General features: G+C 63.5%; 20 protein-coding genes and 1 riboswitch. Of the genes, 11 read left to right on the forward strand and 9 right to left on the reverse strand.

Annotated features, from left to right (window positions below):
* Nucleotides 1–200: 200 nt before the first annotated feature.
* Genes QMA15_RS11420 through mnhG form a run of 6 tightly spaced genes read left to right on the forward strand, consistent with a single transcriptional unit; the run spans nt 201 to nt 6,555 of the window.
* Nucleotides 201–3,038 (forward strand): Na+/H+ antiporter subunit A, encoded by a 2,838-nt coding sequence (locus QMA15_RS11420; protein WP_279163233.1) that lies wholly within the window; start codon nt 201–203, stop codon nt 3,036–3,038.
* Nucleotides 3,035–3,667, forward strand: coding sequence for a Na(+)/H(+) antiporter subunit C (locus QMA15_RS11425; protein WP_019744495.1), 633 nt, complete (start codon nt 3,035–3,037; stop codon nt 3,665–3,667). Before QMA15_RS11420 ends, QMA15_RS11425 begins: the two co-directional genes overlap by 4 nt.
* Nucleotides 3,664–5,379 (forward strand): Na+/H+ antiporter subunit D, encoded by a 1,716-nt coding sequence (locus QMA15_RS11430; protein ID WP_019744496.1) that lies wholly within the window; start codon nt 3,664–3,666, stop codon nt 5,377–5,379. The genes QMA15_RS11425 and QMA15_RS11430 overlap by 4 nt, the downstream gene beginning before the upstream one ends.
* Entirely contained in the window at nt 5,376–5,948 is a 573-nt protein-coding gene (locus QMA15_RS11435; RefSeq protein ID WP_003945063.1) for a Na+/H+ antiporter subunit E, read from the forward strand. Before QMA15_RS11430 ends, QMA15_RS11435 begins: the two co-directional genes overlap by 4 nt.
* A complete protein-coding gene (locus tag QMA15_RS11440) occupies nt 5,945–6,214 on the forward strand; it encodes a monovalent cation/H+ antiporter complex subunit F (protein ID WP_003945061.1) in 270 nt (89 codons plus the stop codon). The genes QMA15_RS11435 and QMA15_RS11440 overlap by 4 nt, the downstream gene beginning before the upstream one ends.
* Nucleotides 6,214–6,555 carry a monovalent cation/H(+) antiporter subunit G gene (gene mnhG / locus QMA15_RS11445; RefSeq protein ID WP_085989592.1) on the forward strand — a complete coding sequence of 114 codons (342 nt, stop codon included), beginning with the start codon at nt 6,214–6,216 and terminating at the stop codon, nt 6,553–6,555. The genes QMA15_RS11440 and mnhG overlap by 1 nt, the downstream gene beginning before the upstream one ends.
* Here mnhG and QMA15_RS11450 read toward each other — a convergent pair.
* The 5 genes from QMA15_RS11450 to QMA15_RS11470 all read right to left on the reverse strand — a co-directional run bounded on the left by QMA15_RS11450 (nt 6,521) and on the right by QMA15_RS11470 (nt 11,006).
* A complete protein-coding gene (locus QMA15_RS11450; RefSeq protein WP_060939314.1) occupies nt 6,521–7,888 on the reverse strand; it encodes a phosphatase PAP2 family protein in 1,368 nt (455 codons plus the stop codon). The two genes, mnhG and QMA15_RS11450, sit on opposite strands and share 35 nt — an antisense overlap.
* A gap of 105 nt (nt 7,889–7,993) precedes the next feature.
* Complete coding sequence (locus QMA15_RS11455; RefSeq protein WP_003945034.1) at nt 7,994–9,118, reverse strand: glutamate--cysteine ligase; 1,125 nt, start codon at nt 9,116–9,118, stop codon at nt 7,994–7,996.
* Nucleotides 9,119–9,208: 90 nt separating this feature from the next.
* Nucleotides 9,209–9,910, reverse strand: coding sequence for a superoxide dismutase family protein (locus tag QMA15_RS11460; RefSeq protein WP_142006092.1), 702 nt, complete (start codon nt 9,908–9,910; stop codon nt 9,209–9,211).
* Nucleotides 9,911–10,005: 95 nt separating this feature from the next.
* Entirely contained in the window at nt 10,006–10,602 is a 597-nt protein-coding gene (locus QMA15_RS11465; RefSeq protein WP_142006090.1) for a LytR C-terminal domain-containing protein, read from the reverse strand.
* Nucleotides 10,603–10,655: 53 nt separating this feature from the next.
* Nucleotides 10,656–11,006 (reverse strand): DUF3263 domain-containing protein, encoded by a 351-nt coding sequence (locus QMA15_RS11470; RefSeq protein WP_007730120.1) that lies wholly within the window; start codon nt 11,004–11,006, stop codon nt 10,656–10,658.
* Between the two features lie 244 nt (nt 11,007–11,250).
* On the opposite strand from QMA15_RS11470, the gene QMA15_RS11475 reads away from it, so the two are divergent.
* Genes QMA15_RS11475 through QMA15_RS11485 form a run of 3 tightly spaced genes read left to right on the forward strand, consistent with a single transcriptional unit; the run spans nt 11,251 to nt 13,619 of the window.
* Nucleotides 11,251–11,850, forward strand: coding sequence for a peptide deformylase (locus QMA15_RS11475; protein WP_019744501.1), 600 nt, complete (start codon nt 11,251–11,253; stop codon nt 11,848–11,850).
* Between the two features lie 40 nt (nt 11,851–11,890).
* Nucleotides 11,891–12,802, forward strand: a complete 912-nt coding sequence (locus QMA15_RS11480) for a GNAT family N-acetyltransferase (RefSeq protein ID WP_081328989.1) — start codon at nt 11,891–11,893, stop codon at nt 12,800–12,802.
* A gap of 16 nt (nt 12,803–12,818) precedes the next feature.
* A complete protein-coding gene (locus QMA15_RS11485; protein WP_003945060.1) occupies nt 12,819–13,619 on the forward strand; it encodes an exodeoxyribonuclease III in 801 nt (266 codons plus the stop codon).
* 44 nt (nt 13,620–13,663) lie between these two features.
* Here the strand turns inward: QMA15_RS11485 and QMA15_RS11490 are convergent, their stop codons facing one another.
* A complete protein-coding gene (locus tag QMA15_RS11490) occupies nt 13,664–14,095 on the reverse strand; it encodes a GNAT family N-acetyltransferase (RefSeq protein WP_223257849.1) in 432 nt (143 codons plus the stop codon).
* 149 nt (nt 14,096–14,244) lie between these two features.
* A riboswitch (TPP riboswitch) is annotated at nt 14,245–14,353 on the forward strand.
* On the opposite strand from QMA15_RS11490, the gene thiC reads away from it, so the two are divergent.
* Nucleotides 14,344–15,975, forward strand: a complete 1,632-nt coding sequence (thiC, locus tag QMA15_RS11495; protein WP_290284520.1) for a phosphomethylpyrimidine synthase ThiC — start codon at nt 14,344–14,346, stop codon at nt 15,973–15,975. (Overlaps the previous riboswitch by 10 nt.)
* Complete coding sequence (gene thiD, locus QMA15_RS11500) at nt 15,972–16,814, forward strand: bifunctional hydroxymethylpyrimidine kinase/phosphomethylpyrimidine kinase (protein ID WP_003945044.1); 843 nt, start codon at nt 15,972–15,974, stop codon at nt 16,812–16,814. The genes thiC and thiD overlap by 4 nt, the downstream gene beginning before the upstream one ends.
* 4 nt (nt 16,815–16,818) lie before the next feature.
* Here the strand turns inward: thiD and QMA15_RS11505 are convergent, their stop codons facing one another.
* The 3 genes from QMA15_RS11505 to QMA15_RS11515 form a co-directional block, all read right to left on the reverse strand.
* Entirely contained in the window at nt 16,819–17,670 is an 852-nt protein-coding gene (locus tag QMA15_RS11505) for an adenylate/guanylate cyclase domain-containing protein (protein ID WP_019744506.1), read from the reverse strand.
* Between the two features lie 129 nt (nt 17,671–17,799).
* A complete protein-coding gene (locus tag QMA15_RS11510; RefSeq protein WP_290284523.1) occupies nt 17,800–19,254 on the reverse strand; it encodes a M20/M25/M40 family metallo-hydrolase in 1,455 nt (484 codons plus the stop codon).
* A gap of 132 nt (nt 19,255–19,386) precedes the next feature.
* The gene (locus tag QMA15_RS11515; RefSeq protein ID WP_019744508.1) at nt 19,387–20,157 is read right to left on the reverse strand and encodes an ABC transporter permease; all 771 of its coding nucleotides are present in this window, start codon (nt 20,155–20,157) and stop codon (nt 19,387–19,389) included.
* Nucleotides 20,158–20,159 lie beyond the last annotated feature (2 nt).

Here is a 20,159-nt window from a genome sequence, read left to right on the forward strand (position 1 = left end):
ACGAATTCACGTCGTCCAACCTACGTGTATCAGCGAGTGCCGATGATGTCCGAATCGACTCGCTGCACATCGAAACTGCCACGCCCGGTAATATGTACGCAAAGACAACCTCTCCGACAAGGTGAATTGTCTCGTTAATCCGATAGGTTCGATTTTGTTCGGACACCCCGCCGCCCGCTGACAACACGACGGAGTGCCTTTTGCTCGCTATCTTGCTTGCCCATGCCGTTGCCGCCCTCTTGGCTCCGCTTGTGGTGCGCAGGTTAGGGCGAAACGGCTTCTTCCCCCTCGCGATAGTCCCCCTCGCCAGCCTCGGCTGGGTCATCGACAAATGGGGCACCGTCGAGACGCTGCACATCACCTGGGTTCCCGGCCTGTCGATGGACATCGACTTCAGGTTCGACGCGCTTTCCGCCATCATGGCCGTGCTCGTCCTGGGCGTCGGCACGCTGATCCTGATCTACTGCGCCCGCTACTTCAACGACGACGAACCTCGACTCGGCATCTTCGCCGCCGAGATGGTCGCCTTCGCGGGTGCCATGTTCGGACTCGTGACCAGCGACAACATGCTGCTTCTCTACGTGTTCTGGGAACTGACGACGGTCTTGTCGTTCCTGCTCGTGGGTCACTACGCCGAACGCGCCACCAGTCGCCGCGCCGCGACCCAGGCACTGCTGGTCACCACCGCCGGTGGTCTGGCGATGTTGGTCGGCATGATCATCCTCGGCCAGGTCGGCGGCAGCTACAACCTGTCCCAACTGGTCGCGAACCCGCCGACGGGGTGGCTCCCGTCCGTCGCGATCGTCTTGATCCTGATCGGTGTGCTCTCCAAATCGGCAATCGTGCCCCTGCACTTCTGGCTGCCAGGTGCGATGGCCGCGCCCACCCCTGTCAGCGGTTATCTTCACGCGGCAGCAATGGTCAAGGCCGGTATCTACCTCGTCGCGCGCCTGGCTCCCGGGTACGCCGATTCGCCGCCGTGGCGCATCACCATCATCAGTTTGGGTCTGCTGTCGATGATCCTCGCCGGTTGGCGAGCCATGCGCGCGTACGACCTCAAACTCGTCCTCGCCTTCGGAACCGTCAGCCAACTCGGCTTCATGATGGTCCTGGTCGGCATCGGCACGCGTGACGCCGCCCTGGCCGGCATGACGATGGTCGTGGCGCACGCGATGTTCAAGGCCGCACTCTTCATGGTCGTTGGCATCATCGATCACACCACCGGCACCCGTGACCTGCGCAAACTTGCTCACCTGGGTAAAGCGGCACCCGCTCTCGCGATCATCGCGAGCCTCGCTGCCGCCAGCATGGCCGGTCTACCACCGCTACTCGGATTCGTCGGCAAGGAAGCCGCACTCGAATCAGTTCTCGAAACGAACGCGCTCGGCCACTGGTCGTCGATCGCCGTCGTCACGGTGATCGTGTTGGGCTCGATCCTGACCGTCGGCTACAGCGTCCGGTTCATCTGGGGAGCCTTCGGACGCAAGACCTTGAGCAAGCCGAGTCCGGCCGTGAGCAAGATGCACAAGCCGGGTTGGCTGTTCCTGTTCGCGCCCGGCCTACTCGCGGTTCTCGGTCTGGCCGCCGGCATTCTCTCGCCCCAACTCGAGAAGCTGCTGACGCCGTACTCCACCACGCTGGCCCCCGGACCGCACGCCGACTACCACCTCGCGCTGTGGCACGGATTCAACACTCCACTGCTGCTCACCTGCATCGTCATCGCCGGCGGCATCGCGCTCTACATCGCGCAGCGTCAGATCAGCCGCCTGCACTTCGAGCACCCGCCGCTCGGCAACGCCGACCGCATCTACGACGCGACCCTGCGCGGCATGGACACCATCTCGATGCGCCTGACCGGTGCCACTCAGCGTGGTTCGCTCCCCCGCACGCAGTCGACGATTCTCGCGACGCTGGTCGTGGTGCCACTGTTCCTGCTGATCATCGACACCGATGGCGGCGGAGTCGACCTTCGGATGTGGGATTCACCCATCCAGTTCACTATCGCGCTGATGATGATTTCGGCCGCCATCGCCGCGACGCTGATGCGCAACCGACTCGCCAGCGTCATCCTCGTCGGACTCACCGGCTACGGCTGCGGCGTGTTGTTCGCGCTGCACGGCGCACCCGACCTCGCGCTGACCCAGTTCCTCGTCGAAACCTTGACCCTCGTGATCTTCGTGCTGGTACTCCGGAAGTTCCCCGCAGAGGTCGACGAGAGCAAGGCAATCGGCTTCAAGTGGCCGCGTGCGGCACTCGCAGTCGCGGTCGGTATCACCGTCACCACCATCGCGGCCTTCGCGACCAATGCGAGAAACACTCGTCCGATCTACGAACTGCTTCCCGACGCGGCCTACGACCTGGGCAACGGCAAGAACGTCGTCAACGTCCTACTCGTCGACATCCGCGCATGGGACACGCTCGGTGAGATCTCGGTGCTGCTGGTCGCGGCAACCGGCGTCGCCAGCCTCGTGTTCCGCAACCGCCGCTTCGGTATCGCGCCGCGAGTCGCGGACGCCCCCTCCGTCATCGTCGACAAGGCAGCCGCCAACTCGGACACGACGTGGTTGCGCGGCGGAGACCTCATCGATCCTCGACACCGTTCGCTGGTTCTCGAGGTCACCACGAGGTTGATCTTCCCGACCATCATGGTGTTGTCGATCTACTTCTTCTTCTCCGGTCACAATGCCCCCGGCGGCGGTTTCGCCGGAGGCCTGACGGCGGGCCTCGCCCTCGTGCTGCGTTACCTCGCCGGTGGCCGCTACGAACTCGGTGAAGCCGTACCCATCGACGCGGGCAAGATTCTCGGCCTCGGTTTGGCGCTGGCCGCGGGCACCGCCCTGGTGTCGCTGTTCCTCGGCGCTCCGGCACTCTCGTCGGCTGTCTTCGAGTTCACGCTCCCGCTCATCGGCCACGTCAAACTGGTCACCGCACTGTTCTTCGACCTGGGCGTCTACCTCATCGTGGTCGGCCTGGTCCTGGACGTACTCCGAAGTCTCGGCGCCCGCCTCGACGCAGAAATCGAGGTGAAAGCACCATGAGCGCAAATATCGGAATGCTGATCCTGATCGGCGTCCTCACGTCGGCCGGTGTCTACCTGCTGATCGAACGAAGCATCACCCGGATGCTCCTCGGTCTACTTCTATTCGGTAACGCCATCAACCTCTTGATCCTGACCGTAGGTGGATCGGACGGGAATCCGCCCATCGTCGGCCGAGATTCGGTCCACGAGGAGATAGCGGATCCGCTCGCCCAGGGCATGATCCTGACGGCCATCGTGATCACGATGGGTATCGCCGGCTTCGTTCTGGCACTGGCGTACCGGTCTTACAAGATCAACACCGCCGACGCCGTCGAGGACGATCCCGAGGACACCAAGATCCTCAAGCGGCGCCTGCCTGCCGACGCTCCCGACCACGACCGCTCCGACGACCCGGTCACCGGTGCCCCGAGCATCGGCGGCGACGCATTCGACAAGGACGGCAACCCTATTCCCCTCGAACAACTGGTCAACCTCGAGGACATCGAATGCTACGACGACCTCCACGACGGCGACTTCGAGGACGAACCGGTACCCGACTGGGCCACCGACCTTGCTCGTAAGAAGGAATCCGAGAAGCGGCGCAAAGACGCTCGCCAGACCAAGATCGAGGGAGGTGGCGGCGCATGACCATCTCGGACAACCTGATGGGAGCCCTTGCGCCCCTGCCCGTCCTGATCCCGATGCTGGCCGCAGCTGCGACGCTGGTTGTCGGCCGACGTCCGCGTTTCCAGCGTGTCATCACACTGATCGCGCTCATCGGCGTCGTCGCGGTGTCTGGATTGCTGCTCTACCTCGCCGACCGCGACGGTACGACGGCCGTTCAGGTCGGCGGCTGGGACTCCCCCATCGGCATCACACTCGTCGTCGACCGTCTCTCGGCGATGATGCTCGTGGTCTCGTCGGTGGTGTTGCTCGCCGTCATGATCTACGCGATCGGTCAGGGTATTCGCGACGGCAGCGAGGCCCAGCCGGTCTCGATCTTCCTGCCGACCTATCTCGCATTGACCGCCGGTATCTCGAACGCGTTCCTCGCCGGTGACCTCTTCAACCTGTACGTCGGATTCGAGGTTCTGCTCGCCGCGAGTTTCGTGCTCCTGACGCTCGGTGCCAGCGCCGACCGCGTTCGGGCCGGTGTCTCGTACGTGATGGTCTCGATGGTGTCTTCGCTGATCTTCCTGGCGGGCATCGCCTTCGCCTATGCGGCGACCGGCACCCTCAACATGGCCGACATGGCCCTGCGCTTCGACAACATTCCGCCGGGCACACGAACCGCCATCTTCGCTGTCCTGCTCGTGGCGTTCGGCATCAAGGCTGCGGTCTTCCCGCTGTCGGCGTGGCTACCGGACTCGTATCCGACCGCGCCCGCACCGATCACCGCCGTCTTCGCCGGGTTGCTCACCAAGGTCGGTGTGTACGCGATCATCCGCGCGCACTCGTTGCTGTTCCCGCAAGGAGAACTCGACAACGTACTGATGGTGTGCGGTCTGCTCACGATGGTGGTCGGCATCATGGGTGCCATCGCGCAGAGCGACATCAAACGTCTGCTCTCGTTCACACTGGTCAGCCATATCGGTTACATGATCTTCGGTATCGCACTGTCCACGACGTCCGGGCTGTCCGGCGCGATCTACTACGTCGCCCACCACATCATCGTGCAGACGACGCTCTTCCTCGTCGTGGGTCTGATCGAACGACAAGCCGGGTCGTCGTCGCTGCGCCGTCTCGGCGGTCTGGCTGCGGCCAGCCCGATCCTCGCGATCGTCTTCCTGATCCCGGCACTGAATCTCGGTGGTATCCCGCCGTTCTCGGGCTTCATCGGCAAGGTCGCGCTCCTGCAGGCCGGTGCGGCCGACGCCAGCGCGCTGGCCTGGATCCTCGTCGCCGGCGGCACGATCACCAGCTTGCTGACGCTCTACGCCGTCGCCCGCGTGTGGACCAAGGCCTTCTGGCGAGCCCGCGCCGACGCGCCCGAAGGTGACCTCGCCGACGTCAGCCCGTCAGCACTGATCGACGAGTCCGAAGAGGACATCGCGTTCGTCGACCGCGAGGACGTCGGCAAGATTCCGGTCTTCATGCTGATTCCGACGGTCGGACTCGTCATCGTCGGCCTGGCACTGACGGTGTTCGCAGGCCGGATCATCGACATCAGCGACAGAGCGGCGAAGGATCTGCAAGACCGGTCCATCTACATCGACGCGGTTCTCGGCAACCACCGACCCGTGCCGGTCGACGAAGCTCCCGTCGCTGCAGACGACCCTGCTGTAGCTCCCAGTACCGATGCCCCGAACAGCGACGTCCCGAACACCGACGCCCCGAACACCGAGGAGGCTCCGCGATGAAACGCGAACAGGTACTCCGCGTCGGGATCCTGCTGTGGCTGATGGTCGTATGGATCCTGTTGTGGGGCAACATCAGTTTCGGCAACATCTTCGGCGGACTCGCCGTCGGCCTGATCATCATGGTCCTGCTTCCCCTCCCCCGTGTACCGGTCGAGGGTCGGGTACATCTGCTGTCGATTCTGCGTCTGCTGTGGATGATCGTGTACTACGCGATCCAGTCGAGTATCCAGGTCGCGTGGCTGGCGATCCGTCCGTCGCCGCCGCCGGTCACCGGAGTTCTGCGTTACCAACTCGGGATCAAGTCCGACCTGGTTCTCACGCTGTGCATCGACGTACTGAACCTGATCCCGGGCACCATGGTTCTCGAGATCGACCAGAACCGGCGCATCGTCTACGTCCACGTGCTCGACGTCGGCTCGCAGAAAGCCGTCAGCGCGTTCTACCGCTCGGTGGAGGATCTCGAGCGGTTGTTCATCGCGTCGTTCGAACGTGACTCGGACTGGCAACCCAGCCCGTGGCACCAGCGCGACTACGAATTCGATGCACCCCGGCAGGAGGACCAACCATGAACGGGTTCATCACCACGATCTTGATCATTTCCGGAGTGATTCTGCTGATCGCCGCCGTACTGACCACGTTCCGATTGCTCGACGGTCCGAGCTCACTCGACCGCCTCGTCGCTCTGGACACGATCATCGCGGTCTCGATGTGTGGACTCGCTGTCTGGGCCGCGTACAGCAAAGACACCACGATCGTTCCCGCGATCGTGGCGCTGGCACTGGTCGGCTTCATCGGTTCCGTGTCCGTCGCGCGCTTCCGGGTGAGTGACCAGTGATCGGCAACATCCTCGACACGATCGGGGCCATCTCCATCTTCCTCGGCGCGCTGCTCGCGCTGACCGCCGCGGTGGGAATCGTTCGCTTCCCCGACACCCTGCGTCGTATGCACGCGGCCACGAAACCTCAGGTGGTCGGACTGATCCTGGTGCTGATGGGCGCCGTGTTCCTGCTTCGTGGGAGCGTCGACATCTGGATGTTGGTCCTGGTGGGCATCTTCACGCTGCTGACCGCGCCCGTGATCGCGCACAGCGTCGGCCGAGTCGCCTACCGCGAACAGCGCGAAGAGGACGACCTCATGAAGATCAACGAGCTGGAAGACCCGGACTCTCTCCTGTAGCGGCATCCCACTCGCCGTCGCGCTCGCCCCACACCGCAAGAGCAGTGCCGGGGCGGGCGAAGAAGGTGGCGAAGTACGCGACCGACATGAGAACCAGGACAGCCATCAGCAGCGGCCCGAAGATCGCCGGGTACTCGGCCATCTGCACCGCAGCGAACCGGTACGAGAGCAACAACCCCGCGAGTAGTGCCGAGCCACCGATCAACAGACGCACTCGGAACCACCCCCAGCCTCGCTCCGGATCCCGTAGCGCCGCATCGAGGGTCAAGCACAGGACGGCACCGGCAATGAGGTCGACGCCGTAGTGGAATCCGAAACCGAGCGTCGCGGTCAGGGTCGCAACGAGCCAGAACGATCCCAGGCTGCGAATCCACCACGGCCCGCTGCGCGAGTGGATGAACAGTGCGACCGCCCACGCGGTGTGCAGGCTCGGCATGCAGTTTCGCGGTGCGGCGTCGTCGAACGGCAGCGACGACGGTGATGCGAAGTCGAAGTTGGGCACGATGTTCGGCCAGTAGTCACCGATCTGGAATCCGAACCCACGCGGACCGAAGGCGAACACCGGGCCGACCACCGGGAACAGGACGTAGAAGATCGGGCCGATCAGCCCGATGAGCAGGAACGTGCGCAGCAGGTGATGCGACGGCCATCCCTTACGTGCTTGGTAGAGGGCAACTACGATCACTGCGACGGGCAGTTCGACGTAGATCCAGTCGAGGGCTGCTGCACCGACGGGGCCCATGGCGTCGACGATCTGGCCCATAACCCACGACGGATTCCCGAGAGCCTGGTCGGCGAGGAACACGTACTCGTCCCACACGTCGGTGCCGACGAGAATGGTGATCTCCAGCCACGTCTCGGCAACCTTGGCCGCGATGATGAGCAACGCGCCGAGAGCGACGCCGTGCAGAACGCTGAGTCGACGCTCGCCGGACAACTTCCACACCGCGTACACCGCGATGGCCGTCAGTACCCAGGTGCCGCCGGTGCCCATAGTCAGCGGTCCACCCGAGAACCAGCGGATCGCGCCGACGACCACGTCGATGACAACGGCCGCGGATACCGCGTAGATGCGTTCTTTGTTGTTCAGTCCAACCAGCGCGAGAGCGAGACCCACCCAGGGCATGGTCGCCGAGCGAGGAACGAGGAAGTAGTCACCGAACAGGCTTTCCACCGGACCGAGATAGCCCTTGTACGACGCGAACGCCTGCACACCCAGGACCAGCACGGCCAATGCTGCTGTGCCGATCAGAAGGAGTCGATGAGAACTCGACCACGAACGATCCGACTGTCCGGGTACGCCCCCTCGTTGGGACCAACTGTCTATCAACACCGGACAATAGTAAACGCCGTGTGAACCGAATATGGACGCAGACTGGACAATCGGTCTGTATGCCCGTATTTCGACCCTACGAAACCATCGGCAACACGGAGTGCTCTAAGTACCCAACTCCGCGACCAATGCGTCGACTACCGCAACCAGATCGCCGCCCGTCGCTTCCGCGACACGGCGTTGACGCTGGTAGGAGGCACCGCGACGGGGAATGTCCGCCACCGACGCCAACTCGTCCGCGCAGCCGAGTGAGACCGCAATCGGCGCCAAGTCGTCGAGCAGGCGATCCAGATCGTCAGTGACGAGGCACTCGTTTGCGTCGGAGTCGAGGATGATCTCGGCGTCCAGTCCGTATCTCGCTGCGCGCCACTTGTTTTCCTTGACGTGCCACGGCTGCATGTTCGGCAGAGTCTCACCGGCACTCAGTCTGCGGTCCAGATCGACGATGAGGCAGTGGACCAGAGCAACGAGAGCACCCAGTTCGGCGCGTGTCGAGACGCCGTCGAAGACCCGGACCTCGATGGTTCCCCACTTCGGCGCGGGACGGATGTCCCAGTGCATGCCGCCGATCTTGGTGATCACACCGGTCTTCATCTGGTCGTCGATGAACGACTCGTATTCGGCCCAGTTCTCGAACTGGTACGGAAGGCCCGCGGTTGGCAGCTGCTGGAACATCAACGCGCGATTGGACGCATAGCCGGTGTCCACACCGGCCCACATCGGCGAGGACGCCGACAGCGCCAACAGGTGCGGATAGCGCTGCAGCAGTGCGTTGATGATCGGGAAAACGCGATCCGCGGACGAGACACCCACATGAACGTGCACGCCCCAGATCAGCATCTGCCGACCCCACCACTGCGTGCGTTCGATGAGTTCGTCGTAGTCGGGTGTCCGGGTGACCAGCTGCGTCGACCATTGCGCGAACGGGTGCGTGCCCGCGCTGATGAGATCGACGCCGAGCGGATTCGCAGCGCGGCGAAGCAGATCCAGTGACCTGTCGAGATCACTCATCGCCTCGCCGACCGTCGAGTGAATACCCGTGACGAGTTCGACGGTATTTCGCAGTAGTTCCTTGGTGATGTGCGGGGTTTCCGAGCCGGCAAGCTCTTCGACCGCCGAAAACACCTCGGCTGCTGTGTTGGAGAGATCTCTGGTCTTGCGATCGACCAGCGCGATCTCCCACTCCACGCCCAGCGTCGGGCGCGGCGAACCTGGAAATGGAACTACCACGCAGAGAATCCAATCACAGTGTCGGTAAAAACACCGTGCTGGCTACTGCGTGGTAGTCGCCGGAAGTGATGCAAAACTCAGGTGAGTTTGTCAGCTCTTGGTGATGACACCGCAAGCGACGCGTCCGCCGGCGTCACCGGTGTCGAGCGTCTGCTGATCCGGTGCCGGCGCGTAACGCGTCGGGATGTTGCCGAAGTTGTCCGCACCGGCGTGGATCATGACGGATGTTCCACCGTTTGCGACCAGTTCGTCGACGGTGAACGCATCGGTTGTGGTGACCAGCGTGGCGGTGCCGTCGTCGAGGACCTGAACCGAAGTGAGGTCACCGCTCGCCGGGTGGCCCGTGTGACCCTCGGCCTGGAAGTGTCCGCCGGCCGAGAGGAAGTTACCCGGCTCTCCGCCGCTGGGGGCTACGGAATTGGTCTCGCACTTGGCGACCTGGTGAACGTGGAATCCGTGGAAGCCGGGGGTCAGGCCCTTGGCGTCGAGGGTGACCTTGACGTCGCTACCTTCCTGCGCGAACGTGACCGTTCCGACCTTGGCGCCATCGGTGCCGTTCAGCGTTGCGGTGACAGTCTCGGCAGAAGCGCCGGCGTGAGCCGTCTCGGAACCGTGGCCGCCCGCGCTTTCGTGCGCGCTGGGATCGGCTGCACCGGTCCACACCGGAGGAGTCGTGCCGGGGACGCTGCTGGGCTCTTCGCTGTTACTGCAAGCGGTCAAGCCGAAAGCGGCAATCGCGACTACAGGGGCAACGACGCGCCAGGACATACGCCGGGTGCTGCTGGGGGCCATCGAACCGCTCCTTTGAGGTGGCGAGAAAGTGCTTCTGATCATAACGGCGCGTGTAGTAGCTGGAACCGACGGGTCAGTTCCACCTTCACGACCGGTCAGTTGGAGGTCACGATCACGATCACGCCAGGTGACGCGTTCGCGATGCCGGCGAATCGAGGTTCTGCGGTGACTCCGAGTTCAGCTGCGATCTTCTGCGCCGCTGCCTTCTCCGCCGCGGACGATCCGTAGTACACCGTCGTCGTACTGACGGTGCCCTCGCTGTAGTTACCCGTCTCCTCGACGTTCCAACCTGCAGCCGTCAATTCCTCGGCAGTGCCTGCTGCCAGACCCGAGACGGTGCTGTTGTTGAGAACTCGAACGCTGATATTCGACGTGTCGACGCCGCTCGCAGAGCTGGAAGTCGTGGTCGTCGCAGTTCCCGAGGGACGCGACGTAGTGGTGGTATCGCCCGAAGCGGGTTGCGTCGTCGCTGCCGGCTTGGAAGTGGCAGGTGCCGACGCGGGGGCGCTCGTCGTGGCAGACGCCGAGGATTCGGCCTGCTGTGCTGCGGTGTTCTCGTCGCCCGATCCACCGTCGCTCGATCCACCCAGTGAGGCTGCTCCGAGACCGATGAACACGATCGCCAACGCGATCAACACCATGGCGATTGCGCGAAGCGGAGGTCCGGACGGCTGCTCTTTCGGGGTACTCACGATGTCGACCTTATCGCCAGTGCGTGGACAGCCCGATCATATGTACGCGTGATTCAGGTGACCTCGAAGCCGAGGCGACGGGCGGCCCTGGCCTTCTGACGGCTGGCACGCAGACGACGCAGGCGCTTGACCAGCATGGGATCAGCCGCCAAGGATTCGGGGCGATCGACCAAGGCATTGAGAACCTGGTAGTAGCGGGTTGCCGACATGTCGAACAACTCCTTGATGGCTTCTTCCTTCGCACCGGCGTACTTCCACCACTGGCGCTCGAAGGAGAGGATGTCGTGCTCCCGGCGGGTGAGGCCGTCTTCGCCCACCTCGTGCATGCCTGCTGTATCTACTACCGAATCGTCGGCGCCAGTGCCTTCGGACTGGTTCCGACTACGCGCGGTTGCGCCGTCCATGTCACTCCTCGACTGCTGTGCTCGGCGTCAGCGAGACTCGTATGCCCGGTGTTCTTTTCCGACCGATATTCTCGCGGCCGTGAGTTTCCCGGTCCCCTGGCCCGAAGGTAACTCACAATTTCCCCCGCGGCCCACGTTCCGACCGAGCAACGAATTACATCGCTGTTCTTCAGCAACCATTGAACCATGATCGAGTGTGCGGGCCGTGATAACTACGCGGGCGCGCCGCACTATCCTTGTCCGCATGGCTATCCTCCCCATCCGAATCGTCGGCGACCCGGTACTGCACAAGGCGACAGAGCCGGTCACTCAGTCCCCGGCCGAGATCGCCGAACTGATCGCAGACATGTACGAGACGATGGACGCCGCCAACGGCGTCGGTCTGGCGGCCAATCAGGTCGGCGTTTCACTCCGAGTCTTCGTCTACGACTGCCCCGGTGACGACCGCAGCAGCGAGCGTCGTCGCGGCGTCGTCGTGAACCCGGTACTCGAGACGTCCGAAATCCCCCAGACGATGCCCGACCCGGAAGAAGACTTCGAGGGTTGCCTTTCCGTTCCCGGCGAGCAGTTCCCGACGGGCCGCGCCGATTGGGCGAAGGTCACCGGCACCGACGCCGACGGCAACCCGATCGAGGTCGAGGGCACCGGATTCTTCGCACGGATGCTCCAGCACGAGACCGGGCATCTCGACGGTTTCCTCTACACGGACGTGCTGATCGGCCGCAACGCGCGCGCCGCCAAGAAGATCATCAAGCGTTCCGGTTGGGGCAAGCCCGGTCTGACCTGGACGCCGGGCACCGTCGACGATCCGTTCGGTCACGACGACGACGATTACGAAGACTGAGAATTCCGCTCTGAACGGCAACATTTCGATCGGTAGCCGGGTGGTTTTGCGATACAAGCTCCCACCCGGCTATTCGCATCCCATGACCGACGTCATCGGCATCCTCGAGGGTGCCGATCCCATCGCCGTCCGCAGCGGCGACGGTCGGCTGGTCCAGGTCTCCGCCGATCAGGTGATTGCACTCAAGACTCTCTCGGCCCGTCCGATTCGCATCGGCGAGATTCGAAACCTCGAAACGGCTGCTGCGGCGGCGTGGCCGGGGGTCGAGCAGGCGTGGATCGACGGTTGGTTGCTGCGCGCCGGTCACGGTTTCACCGGCCGCGCCAATTCAGCTTTGCCGCTCGGTGGTGCGGGGACGGTTGCCGGCTTCGACGCGAGCACCATCGAACGGATACGCCAGTGGTTCGGTGACCGCGGCCTGCCGACCCTGCTTCTCCTCCCCGATCGACTCGGCACCGCTCCGGACGGGTGGACCAGCGAGAAGGAAACCATCGTGATGGCCGCCGATCTGGGCAGTGTCACGCTGCCGCTCGGTCCTCCGGTCACCTCGTTCGCCGACCGCCCCGACCACAACTGGCTGTCGACGTACGACGCCCACGGAGATCCGGCGTACGTCGAGGCGGTCCTCACGGCTGTCGTGGGCAGTGCAACTTTCGGCGCGATCGGAAACACCGACACGACGCTTGCCATCGGGCGCGCTGCGCTCACCGAGGCGCCCGATGGCAAGCGCTGGGTAGGGCTGACCGGCATTCACGTCGCCCCTGAACACCGTCGTCACGGAATCGGGTCGCTGATCTGCGGAGATCTACTCTCCTGGGGTCGTCAGAACGGTGCGACGCACGCGTACCTCCAGGTTTCGGCGGAGAACTCCGCGGCGATCGCGCTCTACGAGCGGCTCGGATTCGTCGAACACCACCGCTACCGATACGCCACCGATCCTGTCGGCGGCTGACGCTAGGCTTGCCCTCGTGCGCATCGCTACTTGGAACGTCAACTCCGTCCGTGCCCGTACCGACAGGATCATCGACTGGCTCGGTCGATCCGACGTCGACGTCCTGGCAATGCAGGAAACCAAGTGCAAGGACGAGCAGTTTCCGTACGAACGCTTCAAGGAAATCGGCTACGAGGTCGCCCACGTCGGGTTGAGCCAGTGGAACGGTGTCGCCATCGCTTCCCGCGTCGGCTTGGACGACGTGCAGATCGGATTCGAGGATCAGCCCGGGTTCGACAAGGATCCCGAAGCAGACCCGGTCCGCGAGGCACGTGCGATCGGTGCCACCTGCGGCGGTGTGCGGGTGTGGAGCCTGTACGTCCCCAACGGCCGTGAGCTGGAAGACCCGCATTACGCCTACAAGCTGGATTGGCTGGCGAAGCTGCGCGACGACGCGGAGGGCTGGCTCAAGCAGGATCCCGACGCGCAGATCGCACTGGTCGGTGACTGGAACGTCGCTCCTACGGACGACGACGTGTGGGATCCCGCTTTCTTCGAGGGCAAGACCCACACGTCGGAGCCGGAACGAGCTGCGTTCACTGCCTTCACCGAGTCCGGGTTCGCGGACGTCGTTCGCCCGTACACCCCCGGCCCCGGTGTGTACACGTACTGGGACTACACGCAGCTTCGCTTCCCAAAGAAGCAGGGCATGCGAATCGACTTCATCCTCGGCTCTCCGGCATTCGCAGCGCGCGTCGAGGCGGCCGAGATCGATCGAAACGAGCGAAAAGGCAAGGGCGCCAGCGATCACGCTCCGGTGATCGTGAATCTCGGGTAGTTGTAAAGCTCGGAGCCTGATCGTCTGTTTGCAACCTCCGGCGGCTAGTCCTCGACGAGCAGTTCCAGATACTCGGGATGCTCGCCGAGGTACCGCTGAACATAGGTGCACACAGGCCGCACCGACCATTCACGTTCACGGGCGCAGTCCATCGCGAACTGCACGAGTACGGCTGCCAGTCCCTGCCCGCCGTACTCCTCCTTGACGACGGTATGCATGTACGCAACCACGTCGCCCGCTTCGGCTCCGCTCCCCGAAATCTCGTCCTCGTCGCGGTATCCGAGGATGCCGACCAACTCGTCGTCGGAGAGCAGTTCGAATCGTTCGTGCGACGGATTGTCCACGAGCGTGACTTCCGGTGAGGTTCCGGTTCTCGAGTTTTCGATGTCGTTCATTGCGGCGACCTCCACGGCACGATCTGCAACTGCGCGATCTGCGACTGCTGCGTTCGCACGCTCTCCATAACTGTGATCCATGCCACTCATAGAATCAGCTACCGACGACGCTGTCCCGGGTTCGACCAATTTTTGCACCGCGAACGACTCCACCGCAATCGCAGTGAAACGCTTTTTCGGGGTTGAGATAGAGTCGCCCGGTGCCGCTGTGACAGCGGGCACAAATTTCATACAACCACCACGGGGGCTCGCACCAGCGGGCTGAGAGGACGGCTAGGGCCGTCGACCGGATGAACCTGACCGGATAATGCCGGCGTAGGGAGCGCACCATGCAGGAGAAGTCTGTCCGTACGGCTGTTCACGCGACTGTCCACACCGCTGTGACAACCGGCCCGATCGAGGGCAGTAGCAAGCATTACGTCGAATCGGATTCTCTCCGGATCCCACTTCGACGCGTCACTCTCACCAATGGTGAGCATCTGGACCTGTACGACACGTCAGGTCCTTACACCGACATGGACGCCGACATCGACCTCGATGCAGGGCTCCCGACGACCAGGGACACCTGGGAACGCCCGGAAAGCAATCGGACGCAATTGGAATGCGCCCGAGACGGTGTGATCACCCCGGAGATGCGCTATTGCGCTGCACGCGAGGGCGTTTCAGCCGAACTGGTGCGTTCCGAGGTGGCTCGCGGGCGGGCGGTAATTCCCGCGAACCATCGCCACGGCGAGCTGGAGCCGATGATCATCGGCAAGAAGTTCGCCGTCAAGATCAACGCGAATATCGGGAACTCGGCCGTAACCTCCTCTGTTGCAGAGGAAGTCGAAAAGATGGTGTGGGCGATCCGCTGGGGCGCCGACACCATCATGGACCTGTCCACCGGCAAGGACATCCACCTGACCCGTGAATGGATTCTCCGCAACTCACCCGTACCGGTCGGCACGGTACCGATCTACCAGGCACTCGAGAAAGTCAACGGAGATCCCACCGCTCTGACATGGGAAATCTACCGCGACACGGTAATCGAGCAGTGCGAGCAGGGCGTCGACTACATGACCGTGCATGCCGGTGTAAGAATCGGTTACATCGCTCTGACTGCTGGTCGCGTCACGGGAATCGTCTCGCGCGGCGGCGCGATCATGGCCGCGTGGTGCATGCACCACAGGCAGGAATCGTTCCTCTACACCCACTTCGACGAACTGTGCGAGATCTTGCGCCGATACGACGTCACGTTCTCCCTCGGTGACGGGCTTCGACCGGGATCGATCGCCGACGCCAACGACGCCGCCCAATTCGCGGAGCTTCGCACTCTGGGAGAACTCACGCAGATTGCGAAATCCGCAGGAGTCCAGGTCATGATCGAGGGCCCCGGACACGTTCCCATGGACAAGATCGAGGAAAACGTCCGCCTGGAAGAAGAGCTCTGCGACGAGGCACCGTTCTACACCCTCGGACCGCTCGCTACCGATATCGCGCCGGCGTACGACCACATCACCTCCGCCATCGGTGCGGCGATGATCGCACGGGCGGGAACGGCGATGCTCTGTTACGTCACACCCAAGGAACACCTCGGCCTGCCCAACCGAGACGACGTGAAAACCGGTGTGATCACCTACAAGATCGCTGCCCATGCAGCAGACCTGGCAAAAGGGCACCCGAATGCACAGGCCCGCGACGACGCACTGTCCAAGGCGCGCTTCGAATTTCGCTGGTTGGACCAGTTCGCTTTGTCACTCGACCCGGACACCGCCAGGGAGTTCCACGACGAGACACTACCGGCCGAGCCCGCCAAGACCGCACATTTCTGCTCGATGTGCGGGCCGAAGTTCTGCTCGATGCGGATCTCGGCGGACGTACGTCAGTACGCGGAAATCCTGGAAGCGGAAATCCCGGAAACCGAGTCCATCCGGACCGAGCTGCCGTTTCCCCAGGTCCGGTCGGTAGGCTCGTCGTCGTGAAGCTGCTGCCCCTGACCCCCGCCGGACAGACCCCGATTCGGGCATTGACCATCGCCGGAACCGACTCCGGCGGCGGAGCCGGCATTCAAGCCGATTCCCGCACGATGGCGATGTGCGGAGTACACGCCTGTGTGGCCGTCGCCGCTGTGACGGTCCAGAATTCGGTGGGCGTCAGCGGTTTCCACGAGATCCCGCCGGAGATCGTCGCCGACCAGGTGCGCGTCGTGGTCTCGGACATCGGCGTCGGCGCAGCGAAGACTGGAATGCTGGCCTCGACGACGATCATCGAAGCGGTAGCCGCAGTTGCCGCCGAGGTGGGGATCGGCCGCGACCGACCGATTCCGCTGGTGGTCGACCCCGTGTGCGCGTCGATGCACGGCGATCCACTGTTGCACGAAGAAGCTCTCGACGCGGTCCGCAACACCTTGATTCCGGCTGCCACGGTGGTCACTCCGAACCTCGACGAGGTTAGGTTGATCACCGGCATCGAGGTCGTCGACGACAAGAGCGCCCGCCAAGCGGCAGAAGCGTTGCATGCGCTCGGTGCTCAATGGTCCATCGTCAAGGGCGGCCACCTTCGTACTTCGGAGTTGTCCACCGATCTGTTGTTCGACGGCGACCGTTTCCTCGAATTCAGCAGTGCCCGGATCGACACCGGCAACGATCACGGCGGCGGAGACACGCTGGCCGCTGCGATCACTTGCGCTCTCGCACATGGCTATTCCGTTCCGGACGCGGTGGCGTTCGGCAAAGAGTGGGTGACCAAGTGTCTCGAGGCGTCGTACGACCTCGGCGCGGGACATGGTCCGGTGTCCCCGCTTTGGCGGCTCCAGGTCTAGTGCGCTAGTTCCGGCGTACGCGCCAGATTCCCAGGTCGACGGGAACTCCGTTGGGAGTGGTCGCGAAGAACCCTCGTCGCCATGGCCGGATCGTGAGATCGAGATCCTCCAGGGTGCCGGCTTCGAGTTCCTCGAGAGTTGTCGCCGACATCATGACGTTGCCGTCGCCGCCCAAGCCCATCATCCGGGCGGCGATGGTCACGTCGACGCCGAGCCAGTCGTCGCCGATCTGGCGCGGGGTACCCGTGTGGAGGCCGACGCGCATGCGTGGGGTGTATCCGTCGAGGTCGACTTCCGCGAGTGCGTCCTGCGCGGTGAACACCGCCTTCAAAGCCGCATCCGGGCGAATGAACACGGCCATCAGACCGTCGCCCATCCGCTTGACGACGTGTCCGCCGTTGTCGGTGATCGGGGTTTCCACGGCCTGCGCCACGGCACGCAGGAGCGTCAGCGTGGCGCCGTCACCGGCTTCGAGTGACCAGGTGGAGAAGCCAACCAGATCGGTGAAGACGATGGTCAGTTCTTGATCACCGCGGCCGCGGCCCATCTTTTCCAGCGCCGCCTGCCACACCTGCAGTGCTCCGAGGCTCACTTCGCGAGTGGCTGCCGGCTTCTGATCGAGCAATCTGTCAGCGACGCGGGCCACGGCGCGGGCACCGCCAGGACCTGCCAGCGAGAGCGGATCTCCGAATCCGGGATCACCGGGTAGTGCCCGCCTCAGCCGTCGTAGCGCGTCGATGAGCTGCTGCCGACGGTTCAGTTCTGCCGCAGAGTTCAAGACGACGTCGACGACGCCTCGAACCGAGGAGGAAGGAGCACCTGTCGTGTCGGTGCCCTCCGGGGACAGATCAGCCATAACTCAAGCGTAACTCAGAGTTACAGACAGTGTGCTGCCGCCGTTCTCGCACAGTGGCCTCCTGGTCGCTCGCACAGTCGATCATTCGGTCAGTCGATCATTCGGTCAGTCGATCATTCGGTCAGTCGATCATTCGGTTCTGGCCTGTGTCCGGGCATCGCCGACGGGAACGCCGTTCGGCCCGCTCAAATCCTGGGCATACGTCGCAACTCCGAAGGCTACTGCAGAAGCGTTGGCAGCGAGCGCTTCGCGATCGATGTTCGCGAGGTTGTCCTGGGCACTGTGGTAGTTCGGGTCGAAGGTCTCGTCCGCTTCGCCACCCCACTTCTCGGCCTGAGCCGGCGTCTTGCGTTCGTCCGCGCCGCTGAACACTCCGCCCGCCGGGATTCCGATCTCGATGAACGGGCCGTAGTCGGAACGCCCGTCGAAGTCCGTTCCGTCCGCCGCAATCCCCCGATCGGCGAGGAAGTCGACGAAGGTGCGCTCGATGCCCGCCGACCCCTCGGGCCCTGGCCCCTCCCCGACGGCATCCGAGTTGTCGCCGTCGTAAGCCAGGTATCCGGCATTGGGCGAACCGAGCATGTCGAAATTCAGATACAGGGCGATGTCGGCCCGTTCCTTATCGCTCAGACCTTCCACGTAACGGGTGGAGCCGACCAATCCCACTTCTTCCGCTCCCCAGAAAGCGAAACGCACGGCATTCTCGATGCTCGGTGAGCTTCCCATCTGCAGCGCGGTTTCCAGCACGGCTGCGGTGCCGCTTCCGTTGTCGTTGATTCCGGGACCTTCCGGCACACTGTCCAGGTGGGCGCCCACGACAACCACGTTGTCGGTCGCGCCGGTCTTGGTCTGTGCAATCACGTTGCGCGACTTCGTCGTTTCCGTCGACGTGTCGAGAATCAGCGTGAGGTCTCCGGGCGCTACGGCAAGAGCCTCGCCCGACGCCTTGCTCACCCCGCCGGTCGGAATGCGGGCGTCTTCGGGCTCACCCAAGGTTGCCCCGCCCAGCATCGCGTCCTCGTTGTTGGCAACCAACAACGCTGCCGCGCCGCGGTCAGCGGCGATCTTCTGCTTGTCGCCGAACGGGCACACTCCGCGGGTGACCAGCACGATTGCACCATTCACGTCACGGCCGTCGTAGTCGGTGGCCTCGCAACCTGGTGTCTCGTCGGCGGGAATCACCACCAGGCGTGCCGTGATTCCGGTCGGTCCCGTGGAGGGGGAATATGTCAACGCCCGCACCGGAACATCGGAGCCGTCAGTAGCTTTCAGGGATTCGGTGCCGGGATCGAAGGAGCTGAAGTCGAATTCCGGGGTACTGACGTCGAAGCCCTTGTCTTCGAGCAGGTTTGCCACGTAGTCGACACTGGCGTCGTAGCCGGGGGTTCCGGCCGATCGATTGCCGTCGTTGTTACCGGCGATCTTCTCGAGTTGCTCCAGATGCCCGGTCACGGCGTCGACCGTGACGGTCTCGGCGAATGCCACCGGATCTGCCGGGACGGCTGCTTCACTTCCTGACGACGAGCATCCACTCACCACGAGTGCTCCAGCCATTGCGACCACAACCACACCGAAGAGTCTCATCTTCGGAGGATATCGGCCGGAGCACAGGAAAGGGACCCAGTACGAATGGTTTTTCGTACTGGGTCCCTACTCTGCTGTCACTCCGCGTTCTCGGTAGGTCTCCCGACAACACCTACCGAGGGAGCGACAAGATCAGGCGTCGCGACGATTCACGATGACAATACTTGCTCCGAAAATCACCAGAACGAAGGCCGCGAAGTAGATCAGGCTGCCCCAGGGTCCCCAGTGGAAATCAAGGCTTCCGCCGCCAGGGCTGAGGAAGTGGTTTGCATTCGCGAACGGCAGGAACGGGGTGATCTTCTCGCCGACACTGCCGAACAGTCCGAACAGGCTCTCGATGAGCAGCGGCCAGAGCAGGAGCAACGCAATAGCGCCCGCCGACTGGCGGATGATCGATCCGACGCCGACAGCAAGAATCACGCAGAGGAAGGCGTACACCGGGATGCCGTAAATCGCACGCCAGTCATCGCCGGTCGACAGGGTCAGGCCCGTGCTGGCCTCGGTACCGGCCATGGCTTTGGCCACCGCGTAGGACCCGAAGGCGAGGACAAACGTCAGCACCGCGCCGAAGGCACCGATGAGGCCGGCTTTGGCGATGAGAACCGAGGCACGGTTCGGAACTGCCTGGAAGGTGGTGCGGATGGTCCCGAAGCGGTACTCACTGGTGACCGCGAGGGCCGCCATGATCATGAGAACCATGATTCCGAAACCCGAGATGCCGGCCGTGGCAACGGCGGTGTCGAGGTCCGGTGCTCCCTGGACATCGGAGGACGTCAGAGCCGACTTGGCAACCGCGCCCATGATGGCCGCGAAGCCGAGAGCGAGCACGACGATGATGACCGAGCACCAGAGCGGCGACTTGGTCGTGGTGATCTTGATACGTTCAGCACTGAGAACAGCCATTA

It is taken from the genome of Rhodococcus sp. APC 3903, assembly GCF_030407755.1.
Taxonomy (GTDB): Bacteria; Actinomycetota; Actinomycetes; order Mycobacteriales; family Mycobacteriaceae; genus Rhodococcus_F; species Rhodococcus_F erythropolis.

Bases quoted from the DNA above. Each gene is read 5' to 3' on its own strand.
- QMA15_RS11425 (WP_019744495.1), top strand. From the start codon at position 3,035: ATGAGCGCAAATATCGGAATGCTGATCCTGATCGGCGTCCTCACGTCG.
- QMA15_RS11430 (WP_019744496.1), top strand. From the start codon at position 3,664: ATGACCATCTCGGACAACCTGATGGGAGCCCTTGCGCCCCTGCCCGTC.
- QMA15_RS11435 (WP_003945063.1), top strand. From the start codon at position 5,376: ATGAAACGCGAACAGGTACTCCGCGTCGGGATCCTGCTGTGGCTGATG.
- QMA15_RS11440 (WP_003945061.1), top strand. From the start codon at position 5,945: ATGAACGGGTTCATCACCACGATCTTGATCATTTCCGGAGTGATTCTG.
- QMA15_RS11460 (WP_142006092.1), bottom strand. From the start codon at position 9,910: ATGGCCCCCAGCAGCACCCGGCGTATGTCCTGGCGCGTCGTTGCCCCT.
- QMA15_RS11470 (WP_007730120.1), bottom strand. From the start codon at position 11,006: ATGGACGGCGCAACCGCGCGTAGTCGGAACCAGTCCGAAGGCACTGGC.
- QMA15_RS11475 (WP_019744501.1), top strand. From the start codon at position 11,251: ATGGCTATCCTCCCCATCCGAATCGTCGGCGACCCGGTACTGCACAAG.
- QMA15_RS11490 (WP_223257849.1), bottom strand. From the start codon at position 14,095: ATGGATCACAGTTATGGAGAGCGTGCGAACGCAGCAGTCGCAGATCGC.
- thiC (WP_290284520.1), top strand. From the start codon at position 14,344: ATGCAGGAGAAGTCTGTCCGTACGGCTGTTCACGCGACTGTCCACACC.
- QMA15_RS11505 (WP_019744506.1), bottom strand. From the start codon at position 17,670: ATGGCTGATCTGTCCCCGGAGGGCACCGACACGACAGGTGCTCCTTCC.
- QMA15_RS11510 (WP_290284523.1), bottom strand. From the start codon at position 19,254: ATGAGACTCTTCGGTGTGGTTGTGGTCGCAATGGCTGGAGCACTCGTG.
- QMA15_RS11515 (WP_019744508.1), bottom strand. From the start codon at position 20,157: ATGGCTGTTCTCAGTGCTGAACGTATCAAGATCACCACGACCAAGTCG.